This is a genomic window from uncultured Nitratireductor sp., from assembly GCF_913053745.1.
Classification (GTDB): Bacteria; Pseudomonadota; Alphaproteobacteria; order Rhizobiales; family Rhizobiaceae; genus Nitratireductor.
In genome coordinates, this window is the sequence record NZ_CAJXGF010000013.1 from 1 (window position 1) to 16,428 (window position 16,428).

Sequence of the window (16,428 nt, forward strand, 5' to 3'; positions counted from 1 at the left end):
AGGCGGCGCGGGCCCTGTCCGTGGATTATCTTGTGCTCTGCCCCGATACGCTGGGCCGCGGGCTGTCAGCCTGGGCGCGGCGGGGCGCGGCCGATTACACCTTTGCCACCTATGGCGCGATGACCGGCGCCATGCTTGACCACTACGGCGTTAATCAGCTTGGTTGGGTTGGCACCTCGATGGGCGGGCTGCTGGGGATCACCCTGGCTGCCGGGACATTGCGCGAGAGGATCACCCACCTCGTCATCAACGATGTCGGCCCGGATATTCCTTATGACAGTGCCAGGCGCATCGCCGACTATGTCGGCAATCCGCCAATTTTCGATACCATTGCCGATTACGAAGCATGGCTGCGGCGCACCTATGCGCCATTCGGCGACAATTCAGAGTGTTTCTGGCGCAGGATGGTCGATACCTCGATGCGCCGGACCAACACAGGTCAGGTGACCGTGCACTACGACCCCGCCATCGTTTCGACCATGGGTGAGAACAAGGCCGACCTCGACGTCTGGGAAGCCTATGATGCGGTGACCGCGCGGACCCTGTTGATCCGCGGGGAACACTCCGATGTGCTGCCGCCGACGGTGGCGAGCGCCATGCGTATGCGAGGGCCTTGCCCGCAACTTGTGACCATCCCCGATTGTGGCCACGCGCCGACGCTTGCCAGCGGCGCGCAGATCGAGGGGCTTCGCGCCTTCCTGGCGGACTGAGGGGGCGCGTTTTCAGGGCGCTATTCAGGGCAGCCGTTCGCCGTTTTCCCGGCTGAACAGGATGGCGCGCTCCGGGTCGTTGCGGATAGCGATCCGCTGGCCGATTTGTGCTGAGAGCCGCTCGCGCAGAACCAGGGTCACCAGCCCCGAAGCGGTGCACGAGCCTGCGCAAGACTTCGTGCTGGCGCCCAAGTTTGTGCCCGGCACCTCCTGCCGCAGGGTGTAGTGCCGGACATGGGGCTGAAAGCGCCCTGGGCGTGGCTGCGCTGTGCCGAGGCAGAAAGGGACGAGAATGGTGACAGGCCGGACAAAGACCGGTTGCGAAATACCCCTTCAGGTCACATAGAGTCGGAATGGAACGCCAATTCCAGAGGAAGTCTGCGTGAACCGGAAAGTCGGGATCAAGGATATTGCCGCGCGCGCTGAGGTTGCGGCGTCGACTGTGTCCCATGTGTTGAATGGCACCGCCACCATTTCGCTGGAGGTGCGCGAGCGGGTGTTGGGTGCGGCAAGGGAGCTCGGCTATCTGGCGCGGCGACGCGAAAAGGCCACCATTGCCGTGCTGCGCAGCATCATGCTGGCGGTGCCCAGTGACACGCTTCCGAACAACCAGCACAATCTGTTCTCCTGGACGCTGCTGAGCCGGCTGATGCGCGAATGCGAGCGGCGGTCCATTCGGGTGCTGCCGATCGAGGTGGATACGCCTAATTTCAGTGGCGCCAAGCTGGTCGAGCAGGCCCGGCAGGCCGAGGTGGACGGTATCCTGCTGCTCAGCGATGATCGCCCAGACCTGTTGAGGGCTATCGCGGGTTCCCGTATCCCCGCCGTGCTGATGAATGGCGAAGACCATGAAATGCAGATCGACAGTGTTACGCCTGGCAACAGATTTGCGGCACGCTATGCCACCAACTGGCTGATCAAGCAGGGGCATCGCTCGATCCTGCACCTGACCTGGGAAGGGCGCGGCACCGTCCGGCGGCGGCGCGATGGCTTTCTTGACGCGTTCCGCGCCAATGAATTGTCCCTCGAGACGGCGTATGTCCACTATGCCGAGGGCTATTTTCCCGACATGGGGGCGGCGGCCATGCGGCGCTGGATCGACAAGCATGACGGTCTGGGTGGGGTGACCGCCATCTTCTGTGCGGCGGACAATCTGGCGCTTGGTGTTATCGGCGCCCTGCAGGAGGCCAATTATGCGCTTCCCAAGGATATATCGTTGGTCGGTTTTGACGGTGTGGCGCTGGGTGAATTCACCTCGCCGACGCTGACAACGGTCAGCGTGCCGCTCGACTATATTGGCCTTGCCGCCCTCAACCTGCTCGAGCAACGCATTGTGGCGGCAGATGCGGGCATGCCGGCCAATCGTCTGGAACTGGGGTGCCGGCTGACCGTGCGCGGCAGTGTCCGTTCGCTGACCTGACATCATTCAATGACACGATGGGGCTTTCTGATTAGGTGCCCGTGCGCATTGATTTCCATCGGGCATGGGGCAGTGGGCCCTGCCAACATCGCCAGAGACAGGCACGCGGGCGCCTCTAAGTAACCGGTTGGAGAATTTTTTCACGCGGCGTTGATGGTGTCCGCAATGGCGAACCCGATTTTGTAAGACATTGAATCCCAAACAACTCTTGTATGGAAGCACGTACCTCAAAGCGCGCTAATGCGTCTCTGTGCGGCAGTAATGAAAATTGTTTCATATTGCGTTTGGCGAATTCCGCGGCAAGGATGGCCGTCGTCACAGCGATTGGTGCCAGAAAACCAAGAAAATCGGCATTGAAGATTGAGTGTGACGGGGAGAGGTGAGGGATCATGCAAAAATTTTTGCATTCACTACTATCTGCCTCTCATGGCTGAATTATGCGCTGTGTCGCCATCGCGGCCCTGGCGCTGGAGTTGAGGAGAAGTCTATGAATGCCAAGAATTGGGTCGCGGCGATTGCCTTAGCGGCGCTGTCGTCAACAGCAATGGCCGGATCGGCATGGGCCTTCCAGGAAGCGCCGATGTTGAGTGAAATGGTGGAGGCTGGGAGCCTGCCACCGGTCGATGAACGCCTGCCGGCCAACCCGACCGTGGTCGAAGCCCTGAGCGTGGGCGAATATGGCGGCGTCTGGCGTCGCGCCTATAGCGGTCCGGGTGACCGCTGGGGTCCGACCAAGCTGATGGAAGAGCGCGTGCTCAAATGGACCGCAGATGCGGACGGCACAGCCGTGCTGACCCCGGGCTATATCGAAAGCTATTCGGTCAACGAGGATTCAACCGAGTTCACCTTCACCCTGCTTGAGGGGCTGAAATGGTCCGACGGCATGCCGGTCACGACCGAGGATGTCGAGTTCTGGTACAACGATGTTTTCCTCAACCCGGCTTTGGTGCCGACGATCGACCCCACCTTTGCCCCCGGCGGCGTGCCGCTTGAACTTGAGGTTCAGGACGAGCGCACCTTCACCATCAAGTTCGCCCAGCCCTATGTCTATTTTCTGCAGATCCTGGCCAAGGACTCCACGGGCGAACCCAGCCTTGACCGGCCCAGCTTCCTGTTTCCCAAGCACTATCTGAGCCAGTTCAACGACAAATATGCCAGCGAGGAAGAACTCGCAGCGGCGGCCGAGGAATACAATGTCGCGGCCTGGACCGACCTCTGGGGCTCCAAGGGCGCCCTGACCGGCTGGTGGAACAACCCGGATCTGCCGGTCATCACCGCGTGGAAGATCGAAACGCCGGCGCCGGCCGAAACCGTCACCATGGTCCGCAACCCCTATTATTATGCCGTGGACCAGGAGGGGAACCAGCTCCCCTATATCGACCGCATCGAGCACCGGCTGTTCCAGGATCCCGAAACGCTCAACCTGATGGTGGCGCAGGGGCAGATCGATATGCAGGCGCGCTATATGGGCCTGGATAACTACACCTTCTACAAGGAGAACGAGGAGCGGGGTGGCTATCACATCGTGCCCGGCCTGGACTCCAATGTGTGGTCGCTGGTGCCCAATATGAACACCACCGACGAGGTGTTGCGCGGGCTGTTCGAAACCGAGGCAGTACGCCACGCCATGTCGGTGGCCGTGGATCGTGAACTGATCAACGAGTTGACGCAGTCGGGTTTGGCAAAGGAGTTGCAGACTGCGCCGGTGATGGGGTCGCCCTATTACAGCGAAGAGCTATCAACCCACTGGACCGAATATGACCCCGATCTGGCCAATGAATTGCTGGACGAAGCGGGGCTGAGCGAACGCGATGGTGCCGGCTTCCGCCTGCGACCCGACGGGCAGCGGTTCAGCCTGGTTGTCGAGGCCAATGATGCCGCCCATGCCAAGACACTCGAACTGCTGGCAGAAAACTTTGCCGATGTCGGCATCGAGTTTCTGCCCCGCGTGATCGACCGGACCCAGTGGGACAATAACCGCGCCAATAACGACTTCCAGATGCACTGGATTCCGTTTGATCGCCTGACCTATGTGCCGGCCGATCCGCGCCGCATCATGGGCTCGGACGGCTACGCCAACCAGAGCTTCAAATGGTACAATACCGATGGAGCTGAGGGCATGGAGCCGAGCGCTGAGCTGCAGCAGATCTATGATCTCTGGGACCAGGCGTCGCAGTCGGCATCGGTGGAAGTCGCCGATGGATATGTGTCCGAAATGGCGGAAATCTTCGTCAACCAGGGTTGGGTGATCGGTGTGTATGGCGCCGGCACCGTGGTCAATATCGTCTCGAACAAGTTGCACAATGTACAGGCCGACCTTGTACAGGACGACATCTTCCGCGGTGTGGGCCTGGCGCGCACCCAGCAGTTCTGGATCGAACAGGACTAAAGCGAAAAGACCTTGTCCGGGACGGGTGCGCCCGTCCCGGCTTGCCGCGGCGCCATGTGAGGATGGTGTCCGGCCCGGAGACCCCAAACCATGCTCGCATTTATCGGAAACCGCGCCCTGCTGGCGATTCCGACGCTGATCTTCATCTCGTTCATTTCGTTCGTGATCATTCAGCTTCCGCCCGGCGACTATGTCACCGCCTATGCCGCGCAGTTGCGCCATGCCGGTGAGTATATTTCGCCGCTGCAGGAAGAGTTGATGCGCGAACAGTTCGGGCTCAACGACCCGATGATTGTGCAGTATTGGCGCTGGATCAGCGATATCGTGCTGCGGGGCGATTTCGGCTATTCGCTGGAATGGAATGCGCCGGTCTCGACCCTGATCTGGGATCGGCTGATGCTGACTCTGGCGATTTCCTCGGCGAGCCTGGTGCTGACCTGGGCCATCGCCATTCCGGTTGGTGTCTATTCGGCCTCGCGGCAATATTCGTTTCTGGATCACCTGTTCACGGTGTTCGGCTTCCTGGGCAAGGGCATTCCCGATTTCCTGCTGGCGCTGATTCTGATGTGGTTGGCCTTCGCCTATCTCAATATGGATGTGGGCGGGCTGTTCTCGCCCGAATATCAGAATGCGCCCTGGAGCTTTGCCAAGCTCGGCAATCTCCTGAGCCATCTGTGGATCCCACTGGTTGTTCTGGCGACCGGCGGTGCGGCGGGTCTGATCCGTGTCATGCGCGCCAATATGCTGGACGAGCTGGGCAAGCCCTATGTCGAAACCGCCTATGCGCAAGGTTTGAGCGAGGCCCGCGTGGTGTGGACGTATCCGGTGCGCGTGGCGCTCAATCCGTTCATTTCAACGGTTGGATGGGCCTTGCCGGCGCTGTTTTCGGGCGACGTCATCACGGCGGTTGTCCTCAACCTGCCTACGACCGGGCCGCTGCTGCTGCAGGCACTCAAGATGCAGGACATGTATCTGGCCGGCAGCTTCATTCTCATTCTCAGCGTCTTTACCGTCGTGGGCACGCTGATCTCCGACATCCTGCTCGCGTGGTTCGATCCGCGCATCCGCAATGCGTGAGGGATTGGCCATGACCGATCAGACCATCAACACCACCGCTGCGCCTGCCAAGGACCGCAAGGAAGATCTCTATACCGCAACGCCTGCACAGCTCATCTGGCGGCGCTTTACCAAGCACATCCTGGCGGTCGTTTCGCTGTGGTTCCTGGTCATTTTGGCTCTGTGCGCGCTGTTTGCCGACATGGTGGCGCCCTATGCGCCGTTCGAGGTGCAAAGGCTGCGCACACTGGCGCCACCCACGGGCATCCACCTGTTTCATGAAGGCCGGTTTGTCGGGCCGTTCGTCTATGGCCTGTCGCGCGAGCGGGATGCCGAAACCGCGCGGGTTCTTTATGAGACGGACCCGGAAGCCGTGCTGCCGATCCGCCTGTTCCATCAGGGTGATGACTACGATTTCTTCGGCCTGTTCCAGTCCAATATCCATTTGTTTGGCGTCGATGACCGGCGGCAGCAGATCAATCTGCTTGGCACGGACGATCTGGGGCGCGACATCTTTTCGCGCGTCCTCTATTCGGGCCGCACATCGCTGACCGTCGGTTTCCTGGTTGTGGGAGTCGCATCGCTGATCGGCATTTTCCTCGGCCTGATTGCGGGTTTCTTCCGCCGGGCGGACGGACCGGTCTCACGTCTCATCGATGCGATGATGGCGTTTCCCGACATTCTGCTCGCCATCGCTCTGGTTGCCGCGCTCGGTCCGTCGGCAGCGAATGTCGTGCTGGCACTGGGCATCGTCTATGCGCCCCGGCTGGCTCGCGTCGTCCGCGCCTCGACTCTCGTCATCCGTGAGCTGCCCTATGTGGAAGCGGCGCGCGCGCTCGCTGTGCCGACGCCGGTGATCCTTGTGAGGCATGTGCTGCGCAACGTGACTTCACCGCTTCTCGTGCAGGCGACTTTCATTTTCGCGCAGGCGATTCTGGCCGAGGCCGGCCTTTCCTTCCTCGGTGTCGGTATTTCACCGGACATTCCCACATGGGGCACGATGATCTCCATCGGACGCCAGTTCATGAGCACGGCCGAATGGATCATGCTCTTTCCCGGGCTCGCCATCGTCATCACAGTGCTTGCGCTGCAGCTTCTGGGTGACGGTCTGCGCGACCTGCTCGACCCCCGGCTTGCAAAGGATATCTGATGATCGGCAATCGCTTTTCGACCGCATCCTCCCCCCTGCTCCTGCGCAACGCCCGGCCGATCGGCTTCGGCGAAGCCAAGGGCGCAGTGCTCGACATAGCGGTCGATACGCGTGGCCGCGTCGCCGAACTCGCCGAGACCATCGAGGCCGGCGACGACGTTCGCGTGATCGACTGCGACGGGGCGTTCCTTTCGCCTGGATGGGCCGACCTGCACGCGCATGTGTGGTATGGCGGCACGGACATTTCCATAAAACCGGCGCAGGCCGGCGCGGAACGCGGCGTCACAACAATCGTCGACGCAGGCTCCGCGGGCGAGGCCAATTTTCACGGACTGCGCGAGCTGATCATCGAACCGGCCCGCGAGAATGTCTATGCGTTTCTCAACATCGGCTCCATCGGCCTGGTCGCCTGCAACCGCGTATCGGAGCTGATGGATATGCGCTCCATCGACATCGACCGGATCGCACAGTGCATCGAGGCCAATCGCGATGTGATCGTGGGGTTGAAGGTGCGCGCCAGCGCGGTCATCACCGGCGGGTGGGATCTGACGCCGGTGCGCATTGCCAAGAAAATCGGGAGGGTGCTGAAGCTGCCGCTGATGGTGCATGTGGGCGAACCGCCGCCGCTTTACGACGATATTCTCGGCCTGTTGGGCGAGGGCGACATCGTTACTCACTGCTTCAACGGCAAGTTCGGTGGTTCGATCCTCGAAGACGAGGACCTTTACACACTTGTCGAGGAGGCCGCGGCACGCGGTGTCATTCTCGACGTCGGGCATGGCGGCGCCTCGTTCTCCTTCGATGTGGCAAAGGCCGCCCTGTCGCGCGATCTGTCGCCGCACACCATCTCCACCGATTTGCACAACCGCTCTATGGACGGCTCGGTTTGGGACATGGCCACGACCATGTCGAAGCTTCTTTCGCTTGGCATGTCGCTCGAAGATGTTATCGCCGCATCGACCGTCAATCCGCGCAAGGCCATCGGGCTGCCACACGAGAAACTTCTGGCAGTCGGGAAACCGGCCGAGTTCACGGTTTTTGAGATGGAACAATCGTCGATCGAGGTGAAGGATTCGAAGGGCGCCGTCAGCAGGCTGAGCGAGTTGTTTTCTCCACGCCACGCGATCCTGCGGGCCGAAGCGATTGCCGCCAGCCGCTATCAGCCTTCGCCCGAAGCCGCCCTTCACGCATGTCCGCATTGCGGGTGGGCGCTGTGACGACGTTGCCGGCAGACACCATTCTTTCCGTGCGCGACCTGCGCACCTGGTTCCAGACCAAGCGCTTCACTGCGAAGGCCGTGGATGGGGTAACGTTCGACCTCAAGCGGGGCGAGACACTTGCCGTGGTGGGCGAGAGCGGCTCGGGCAAGTCGGTCACGTCGTTGTCGATCATGGGACTGGTCTCGAAACCGGGCGGTATCGCCGGGGGTGAAATCCTGTTTCGCGACCGCCGCGAGCGCGTGCACGATCTGGCGAAACTCTCCGCGAAAGGATTGCGCGCCATGCGCGGCCGGGAGATCGCCATGATCTTCCAGGAACCGATGACCAGCCTCAATCCACTCTACACGGTAGGCGACCAGATCGGCGAGATGATCGCGCTCCACGAGCCGGTCAACCGCAGGGAGGCGCGCGCGCGCGCGCTCGAGATGCTGAAGCGTGTCGAAATACCGGACGCGCAAAACCGCCTCGACGATTACCCGCACCAGATGTCGGGCGGCATGCGCCAGCGCGTCATGATCGCAATGGCGCTTGCGTGCAATCCCTCGCTTCTGATCGCCGACGAGCCGACCACCGCGCTCGACGTGACCATCCAGGCGCAGATTCTCGATCTTCTGCGGCGGCTGCAGAAGCAGTTCGGCATGTCGATTCTGTTCATTACCCACAATTTGGGCGTCGTCGCCGAAATCGCCCATGAGGTGGCCGTCATGTATGCCGGCCGCGTGGTCGAACAGGCGCGCGTGAACGACCTTTTCGCGCATCAAAAGCACCCTTATACGAGGGGATTGCTCGCCTGCACGCCGCATGCGGGCCGTGACATCACCGAGGATGGCGAACGCCGAGCGCTCTATTCCATCACCGGGTCCGTGCCGCCGATCACTTCCCTGCCGCCGGGCTGCGCTTTCGCCCCGCGCTGCGAGTTCGCGCTCGAGGCGTGCAGCGTCGCGCCGCCGCCGCTGGAGGAGGCCGGACCTCGCCACCTGTCGCGTTGCCTGAGGAGTAGCGAGTTGTGATTGAAACTTCCACAGCCAAACCACAGAACGGCGAGGCGCCGCTCGTCGCCGTCGAGGGGTTGACCAAACGCTTCGTCGGTCGCGGCGGGCGCACCGTGCATGCGGTGGAGGATGTGTCCTTTTCGATCCGGCGCGGCACCACGGTCGGGCTGGTCGGCGAATCCGGTTCGGGCAAGACGACGGCGGGCCGCGCCATATTGCGGCTTATCGAGCCGACATCGGGCAAGGCCGTGTTCGACGGTGTCGATCTCTGCTCCCTGTCCGAGCGCGCGCTGCGTGCCTATCGGCAAAGATTGCAGATCATCTTTCAGGATCCTTTTTCGAGCCTCAATCCGCGCATGCGAATCGACGCGATTATCGGCGAGGCGCTGGACGCACGCGGCTTCCCGCGTGGCGTAAAACGCCGGGAGCGCGTGGCCGAGCTGCTGACGCTGGTCGGTCTGTCACCCGATCACGCTCGCCGCTTTCCGCACGAATTCTCAGGTGGCCAGCGCCAACGGATCGGCATCGCCCGCGCGCTCGCCGTGGAGCCCGATTTCGTCGTTGCCGACGAGCCGGTTTCGGCGCTCGACGTCTCGGTGCAGGCACAGGTTCTCAACCTGTTGAACGACCTGCAAAAGCGCCTTGGCCTGACACTGCTCTTCATCTCGCACGACCTATCGGTTGTCGAGTATCTCTGTGACGAGGTGGTTGTGATGTATCTCGGCCGCGTGATGGAGCGAGGGCCGTCCCGGCGCGTCTACGCAAATCCGCGTCACCCCTACACCAAGGCTTTGTTGGCCACCGCGCCCGTGCCCGACCCCACCGTCGAGCGCAACCGCGTGCCTTTGGCGGGCGATATTCCCAGCCCGCTCGATCCGCCGTCGGGCTGCGTGTTCCGCACGCGCTGTCCCCATGCCATCCCCGCTTGCGCCGAAGCCGTCCCGGAAACCGTAACCGTCGAGCGGGATCACGCCGTGGCCTGTATCCGCCAGGACGAGCTTGAAACGGCCTGACCAGACAACGAGACACTCGAACCTTGGAGTTTCCGCATGAGTTTTTCCGAGCTTGCCAAACGCCCGGAAACGACGCCCTACGATCGCCTCGAGGCATTGGGGATCGTCCTCCCTCCGCCGCCGCCGCCGGTGGCGAATTTCGTGACCCACGTGCAGGAGGGCAACCTTATGTTTCTCTCCGGACAGGGGCCGACGAAACCCGACGGCAGTCAGCATACCGGAAAGGTTGGCAGTGACGTGTCCGCCGGAGACGCATATCGACACGCGCGCCTCACCGGAATTAACCTGATCGCCGTGATGCAGAGCGCGCTTGGAGACCTGTCGCGCGTCAAACGCGTTGTAAAGCTTCTGGGCATGGTCAACGCAGATCCTGAATTCGCCGAGCACCCAGCCGTGATAAACGGGTGTTCCGACCTGTTCATCGATGTTTTCGGCGATCGCGGTGTCCATGCGCGTTCCGCCGTCGGGTTCGGATCCCTGCCCGGCAGGATCACCGTCGAGATCGAAGCCGTTATCGCGATAGAGGACGAAGCCCATGCTGACCAATGACGATATTCGCGCCAGGCTCGGCCTGCGGCCGGTCATCAATGTGTCCGGAACGATGACCTCGCTCGGTGCGTCCATCGTGGTGCCCGAGGCCGTGGAGACCGTCGCCTCCGTTCTCAGCCAGTGGACGGAGATGTCCGACCTCCAGCGTACGGCCAGCAGGACGATCGCGCGGTTGACCGGCGCGGAAGCAGGCTGTGTGACCGCTTCGTGCTCGGCCGGCATTACGCTTGCCGTCGCCGCCGCCATGACGGGGAGCGACCTTGCGGCGATAGAGCGCCTCCCGGACACGCGTGGACTCAAGAATGAGGTGGTGGTTCAGGCCGGACATCTGGTGAGCTACGGCGCGCCCATCGACCAGGCGATCCGCCTCGCCGGCGCGAAGGTCGTACCGGTTGGTCAGGCGACGAGCGCACACGCCTACCAGCTCGCAGGCGCGATCACGGAGAACACGGTCGCTGCCGTCTATGTGGTTTCCCATCATGTCGTCGAATATGGGCAGATCCCGCTCGCCAATTTCGTCGCCACCGCGCACGCGAAGGGCGTTCCGGTGATCGTCGATGCGGCTTCGGAATACGATCTGACAGGTTTTCTCGCCGCCGGAGCGGATATTGTCTTGTATTCCGGTCACAAGTTTCTCGGCGGTCCGACCTCTGGCATCGTTGCCGGCGACAAGGCGCTGGTCCGTGCCGCCTATCTGCAGAACCGGGGCATCGGTCGCGGCATGAAAATCGGCAAGGAAGGCATTGCCGGCGTTATCGCAGCGCTCGAGGCATGGGAAAACCGCGACCATGCCGGGATCCGCGAACGCGAGCGCAAGGCGCTCGACCTTTGGGCAAAAACACTGGAGGGCCGGCCCGGCATCACCGCCCACATAACGCCCGACCCGACCGACAATCCGCTCGATCGCCTGCGAATCGACGTCGACGCGGACGCCGCTCGCATCACCGCCTGGGACCTGGCCGATCGACTGGCGGCCGGTGAACCGCCGATCGTGGTTCGCGATCATGAGGCCGAGCATGGATATTTCTTCCTCGACCCGTGCAATCTGCATCCGGACGAAGAGGCGATTGTTGCACGGCGCATCGCCGAAGAGCTCGACAATGCGGCTGCCGCACCGGAACCTTTGGTGAGCGCGTTCGCCGAACGTGCCACGCGGCTGGAGGCGGGTCTCCTCAATTGGCCGGACTGAAACCAGGTGTTATAGACGGCCGGTTGGCCAACGGGACGAGCGATACAGTGAACATGCAACCGACCACGGATGGAACGCGCGAGAAGCGCACGCGAACGAGCGCACTCGACCGGATATTGCAGATTCTGGATTTCCTCCAGCAATCCGACCGTCCGGCCACGGCGTATGAGATCGCCCGCGCCGTGGGCGCGCCGGCATCAACCGTCTATGGTCTGGTCGAAGATATGGTCGGTAAGGAAATCCTCGACCGTCAGGACAATGGTGCCTTGTGGTTCGGACCGCGTTTCTATCACTACGGCCTGACCTATGCGCGCCGGCTGGATCTCCTTACGGCCGCGAACCAGGAAATGGTCGATCTCGCCCTCGCATCCAGGGAGACGGTGCAGATCTGCGGGCGCGACGGTGACCAGATGGTCGTTCTTTCCATGGTCGACGGCCCCGATCATTTTCAGGTGTCCTCACGTGTGGGCTCGCGGACGCCGCTCAACTGGTCGGCTTCGGGCCGCCTGCTGATCGGTCACCTGCCGGAGCAAGAGCGTCAAGCCGTTCTGTCGCAGGCCATACAGCCTTCGCCGACCGGTAACGCCGAAACCGATGTGGCGGTGCTCTCTCAGGCAGCCCGGAAGGCCTATGAGGAGCGGCTTTCGATTCAGGCCGGCGAGTCGGATTTTTCCGTTGCCTGCATCGCGGCACCCATCATCGACGGGGAAGGCGCGTGCCGGGCGACGATCTCCATCGTGGTTCCCGACCACAAAGTGGATCAGAAAGAGCCGGATCTGAAAGATCTGGTCCAAAAAAGCGCATACAAGATCGAAGCGCGTCTTGGATGGACGCGCAGATAACGGGTCGACCCGCAGCATGTCCGATGGATTTTCCCATCGATACGAATTAAGAGCGTGGCATGCATAAGGTTCTGACCTTTCTTCTGCTGATCGGCTTTGTCGTTGCGGGATCGCTTCCCGCAGTGAAGGCGGTCGCGAGCGACGGTATGTCCGACGTCGCGACACAGGCGGAGGACGAGGCGCGAATGCGCTGCTGCGCCGGGACAGAGAACGGCAATGCCTATGCGTCTTCCGGCTGTGTAATGGATTGCCATTATCTCGCACCGCTCGATACGCCGCTCATCCACCCGAGACTCGCGCCGTTGACCGAACCCTCGGTCTTTTCGCCACATCGGCCCGTAATCTCCGGACTGTTTCGCCCACCCATCGTCTCCTGAGAGATGAGAGACGCGCCACAACGCGGCGCCGCTCTCCGATCCGTTTCGAAACATGCATACCCGCACGTTTCGCGTTTGCCCGGCCCGTCTCGTTTCATGGCCGGAAGACGTGAAGGCGCTGCACGAACAATCGAAAGTGAAAGACGATGAACAAACGCACATGCAAGCTGACGGCCGGCGCAGCGCTGGCTGTTTTCCTGACCTCCGGTCTCGCGCTTGCCGCGTCCGCCAGCGCGGACAAGACCATCACGGTTTTCAAGACTCCGTGGTGCGGTTGCTGCGAACTCTGGGTCGAAGCCATGCAGGAAGCCGGTTACACGATGAAAACGACCGATCTGGAGGAGCTTTCCCGCGTCAAAGATCAGGCCGGAGTGCCGGGCGATCTCGAAGCCTGTCACACTGCGGTCACGGGCGGTGAGCGGAAATATGTGCTGGAAGGGCATGTGCCCGTCGAAGCCGTTCAAAAGCTTCTGTCGGAACAGCCCGGGGTCAAGGGAATTGCCGTTCCCGGCATGCCCGCAGGCTCGCCTGGAATGGGATACGATCCCGACGCGCGCTACACGGTCTACTCGTTTGACGGGTCTTCCGATGGAAATTCGTCGGTTTTCCTTGAAGCCGGAATGGAGTAGCCGGTTCGACGGATTCAGTCCGATCCGGCCGACACTGTGCCCGGACATGGCCACCCTTGCCGGTGGCCATGCCCGGAGCCGGCCCGCCGCCGATGCGCGCGTGTCACAACAGATCGATGCCGTTGCTCGTAAACAGATTTGACAACTTGTAGGCGGCCTCGGTCCGGTTGGTCGCCTTCAGCTTCTGCATGATGTTGCGGATATGCACCTTGACCGTGCTCTCGCACATGTTCAGCTCATAGGCGATAATCTTGTTGGGCTTGCCCTGCCAGATGGCTTCCGCCACCTGAATCTGGCGCGGCGTGAACAGTTCCGTCAGGCGCTGGTCGTGCGTTGCGTCGGTGTTGATCACTTCTCGCATCGCGAACACGGTGCTTGCGGGCACAAAGACCCCGCCGGCAAGCGCCAGGTTTATGGCTTCGACACAAACCTCGACACTTACCGACGAAGGTATGTAGCCCCGTACCCCATAGTCGAGAGCGTTGACGATCTGCACCACGTCGTCCCGGTCGGCCAGGATGATCAGCGGCGCCGATCCGGAAACCTTGACGGTTTGTCTGATCAACTCCTCCATGTGGGATTCCGTGATGTTTGCGGAACCCACATGGAGGAGCACAGCGGCCAGTGGAGGATGCCGGTCCGCTTCATTCTGCCATTCTTCGAAAGTGCTGCAGGCAATGACGTCCCAGGGCGCGTGACGCGCGGCCAGGCTGCTGCGCAGACAATCGCGGGCAAGGATGCGATCGTCGATGAGGATGACCGAGCCCTTCTGCGCCAGCAGGCGACTGGACGATCCGTTGAGCGGGCCGGGTGCCCCTCCGTTCCTGGCGACGTCGCTGTCGATCGAAACACGGCGAGCCCCTTCAAGCGGCACACCCGTTCCATAGGAGGATGCGGTACAAACTGATAAGGCCGTCATGTCGAATACCCGCTGTTTGTCGTCGAGATTGATCTGCTAACGGGCGTCAGATTAATCACGTCAGCATGTGACTTCTGTGAAATTGGCTACACTCGGTGTTTTGGACGAATCTTCTCCCGAAGATGGACTTCGAACGGGCCGATAAGGCGGCCCACGCTCTTCATGGTTGCCCGAACTCCCACGCAGGGCTACGCTGCTGTTTATTGAGGGGCACCAACAGAAAAAATGTCCGAGGGGCAATACACCCGACAGGTCACGACCATCGCGTCCATCGATGCGGTCGGGTTTTCCCGGCTGATGGGGATCGACGACGAATTCGCGGTGGCCGCATTCGAGGAGCGGCGGTCGATCATCGCCGACAGTTGCGACGCTGCGGGCGGACGCACTTTCGGTGCGGCCGGAGACAGCATCATGGCGGAATTCGGCACGCCGATCGACGCCTTGCGCGCCGCTTTCGATTTCCAACAGAAGATCGTCGATCTGAACGATCGCGTGCCGGGCGACCGGCGCATGCCTTTCCGGGTCGGCATCAACACCGGAAACGTGATTGTGCGCGGTGCAAGTCTCTATGGCGACGATGTCAACATCGCCGCGCGTATCCAGGAACTCGCCCCCTATAACGGGCTGGCGATCTCGGAAACGACCTGGAACCATGTCAAGGACAAGGTGGCGGCCAGTTTTGCCGATCTGGGAGAGCAGCGACTGAAGAATATCGCGCTACCGGTGCGCATCTTCGTCGCCAGCCGGGAGGAAGGCGAGCAAACACAGGTCGCGCCGCGGCAGGCGGTCGACCCGGCCGCTCCGCCGGCCGTCGCGGTCCTGCCGTTTCAGAACGAGGCCGGAGCGCAGGAGTTCGATTATGTCGCCGACGGTGTCGCCGAAGACATTATTCAAGGTTTGTGCAGCACCCGCTGGCTTCCGGTCATCGCGCGGGAATCCAGCTTCCAGTTTCGCGACAAGGCCCTAGGCGCGCGCATGACCGGAAGCGCTCTCGGCGCGCGGTATCTGGTCGATGGAAAACTCGCCCGGGCCAAAAGCCATTTCGATCTCATCATAACGCTGACCGATGCGGTCAACGAGCGGCTCGTATGGTCGCGCGGCTTCCGCCGCCCGCTGGACGAGCTTTCGCTGGTGAACGACGAGATTGGCGGCATGATCGTTGCAATGCTCGAAAAGGAAGTGGAGCGGGTCGAACAGGCGCGCACCTTTCAGGTGCCATGGGAAGGCCTGGAGACCTGGCAGCTCGTGCGGCGTGCGCGCTGGCATATGCAGCGCCGCACGCGCGAGGACACGACGCTGGCGCTCGACTGTCTCGAACAGGCGCGCAGAAAAGCGCCGAATTCCAGCGCCGTGCTGAACGAACTGGCGTGGTGGTATTTCTGGCGTGGTTGGCTTCGGTCGGGGGCGGGCGACGACCTCGACAATGTGACGGATTTCTCGCGCAAGGCGCTGCTGATGGATAGCCAGGACGCCCGCCCTCACGCGCATCTCGGCGCCGTTGCGATCATGCGCGGACAGCCGAGAGCGGCTATCGAACATTTGCACGAGGCTCTGCAGATCAATCCCAGTTTCGCCTTTGCCCATTCGGCCATGGGCAGCGCACATCTTTTGCTCGGGGACGCGGCCACGGCGATTCCCTTGTTCGAAACGGCGCGGCGATTGAGCCCGTTCGACATTTACGGGTTTCACAATCTTGGCGAACTGGCCGCCGCATGTTGCTTCGATCAGCGCTGGGAAGAGGCGATCGGGGCGGCAGAAGCATCGCTGGGCCTGTCGCCGCGCTATTTCTATGCACGCTTTCTCAAGATCGGGGCCCTGGCGCGCTGCGATCGCATGGAGGAGGCACGGCGCGAGAGGGCGCTTTTCCAAGCCTACCATCCCGACTTCTCGCTCGAACGCGTGGCATGGATTCCTTTTGCGGAGAAATCGGCCACCGCGTTCCTGATCGATAACTACAACCTGGCCGGTTAGAG

At 61.9% G+C, this 16,428-nt stretch carries 15 protein-coding genes; 14 read left to right on the top strand and 1 reads right to left on the bottom strand.

Annotated elements, in window-relative coordinates; all coding sequences use genetic code 11:
• From QZ638_RS03715 to QZ638_RS03775, 13 genes are all read left to right on the top strand, one after another.
• Window positions 1-710: alpha/beta hydrolase (locus QZ638_RS03715; protein WP_295807023.1), on the top strand; the 710-nt coding region annotated here is incomplete at its 5' end.
• Window positions 711-1,092: 382 nt separating this feature from the next.
• Entirely contained in the window at window positions 1,093-2,130 is a 1,038-nt protein-coding gene (locus QZ638_RS03720) for a LacI family DNA-binding transcriptional regulator (RefSeq protein WP_295807026.1), read from the top strand.
• A 487-nt stretch (window positions 2,131-2,617) separates the two neighbouring features.
• On the top strand, window positions 2,618-4,519 hold the full coding sequence (locus QZ638_RS03725) for an ABC transporter substrate-binding protein (RefSeq protein WP_295807028.1): 1,902 nt from the start codon (window positions 2,618-2,620) through the stop codon (window positions 4,517-4,519).
• Between the two features lie 90 nt (window positions 4,520-4,609).
• The gene (locus tag QZ638_RS03730) at window positions 4,610-5,596 is read left to right on the top strand and encodes an ABC transporter permease (RefSeq protein WP_295807029.1); all 987 of its coding nucleotides are present in this window, start codon (window positions 4,610-4,612) and stop codon (window positions 5,594-5,596) included.
• Between the two features lie 10 nt (window positions 5,597-5,606).
• Window positions 5,607-6,725: an ABC transporter permease gene (locus tag QZ638_RS03735; RefSeq protein WP_295807033.1), complete on the top strand. Its 1,119-nt coding sequence runs from the start codon at window positions 5,607-5,609 to the stop codon at window positions 6,723-6,725.
• Window positions 6,725-7,942, top strand: coding sequence for an amidohydrolase/deacetylase family metallohydrolase (locus QZ638_RS03740; protein ID WP_295807036.1), 1,218 nt, complete (start codon window positions 6,725-6,727; stop codon window positions 7,940-7,942). The genes QZ638_RS03735 and QZ638_RS03740 overlap by 1 nt, the downstream gene beginning before the upstream one ends.
• Window positions 7,939-8,955 (top strand): ABC transporter ATP-binding protein, encoded by a 1,017-nt coding sequence (locus QZ638_RS03745; RefSeq protein ID WP_295807038.1) that lies wholly within the window; start codon window positions 7,939-7,941, stop codon window positions 8,953-8,955. Before QZ638_RS03740 ends, QZ638_RS03745 begins: the two co-directional genes overlap by 4 nt.
• Window positions 8,952-9,950, top strand: coding sequence for an ABC transporter ATP-binding protein (locus QZ638_RS03750; protein WP_295807040.1), 999 nt, complete (start codon window positions 8,952-8,954; stop codon window positions 9,948-9,950). Before QZ638_RS03745 ends, QZ638_RS03750 begins: the two co-directional genes overlap by 4 nt.
• Before the next feature lie 36 nt (window positions 9,951-9,986).
• The gene (locus tag QZ638_RS03755) at window positions 9,987-10,499 is read left to right on the top strand and encodes a RidA family protein (protein ID WP_295807042.1); all 513 of its coding nucleotides are present in this window, start codon (window positions 9,987-9,989) and stop codon (window positions 10,497-10,499) included.
• A complete protein-coding gene (locus QZ638_RS03760) occupies window positions 10,486-11,688 on the top strand; it encodes an aminotransferase class V-fold PLP-dependent enzyme (RefSeq protein WP_295807046.1) in 1,203 nt (400 codons plus the stop codon). The genes QZ638_RS03755 and QZ638_RS03760 overlap by 14 nt, the downstream gene beginning before the upstream one ends.
• A gap of 53 nt (window positions 11,689-11,741) precedes the next feature.
• Window positions 11,742-12,530 carry an IclR family transcriptional regulator gene (locus QZ638_RS03765; protein WP_295807127.1) on the top strand — a complete coding sequence of 263 codons (789 nt, stop codon included), beginning with the start codon at window positions 11,742-11,744 and terminating at the stop codon, window positions 12,528-12,530.
• A 59-nt stretch (window positions 12,531-12,589) separates the two neighbouring features.
• Window positions 12,590-12,907, top strand: a complete 318-nt coding sequence (locus tag QZ638_RS03770) for a hypothetical protein (protein ID WP_295807048.1) — start codon at window positions 12,590-12,592, stop codon at window positions 12,905-12,907.
• A gap of 146 nt (window positions 12,908-13,053) precedes the next feature.
• Window positions 13,054-13,536, top strand: a complete 483-nt coding sequence (locus tag QZ638_RS03775; protein ID WP_295807050.1) for a DUF411 domain-containing protein — start codon at window positions 13,054-13,056, stop codon at window positions 13,534-13,536.
• A gap of 103 nt (window positions 13,537-13,639) precedes the next feature.
• Here QZ638_RS03775 and QZ638_RS03780 read toward each other — a convergent pair whose 3' ends face one another.
• Complete coding sequence (locus QZ638_RS03780; RefSeq protein ID WP_295807053.1) at window positions 13,640-14,455, bottom strand: response regulator transcription factor; 816 nt, start codon at window positions 14,453-14,455, stop codon at window positions 13,640-13,642.
• Window positions 14,456-14,680: 225 nt separating this feature from the next.
• On the opposite strand from QZ638_RS03780, the gene QZ638_RS03785 reads away from it, so the two are divergent.
• Window positions 14,681-16,426: an adenylate/guanylate cyclase domain-containing protein gene (locus QZ638_RS03785; RefSeq protein WP_295807056.1), complete on the top strand. Its 1,746-nt coding sequence runs from the start codon at window positions 14,681-14,683 to the stop codon at window positions 16,424-16,426.
• Window positions 16,427-16,428 lie beyond the last annotated feature (2 nt).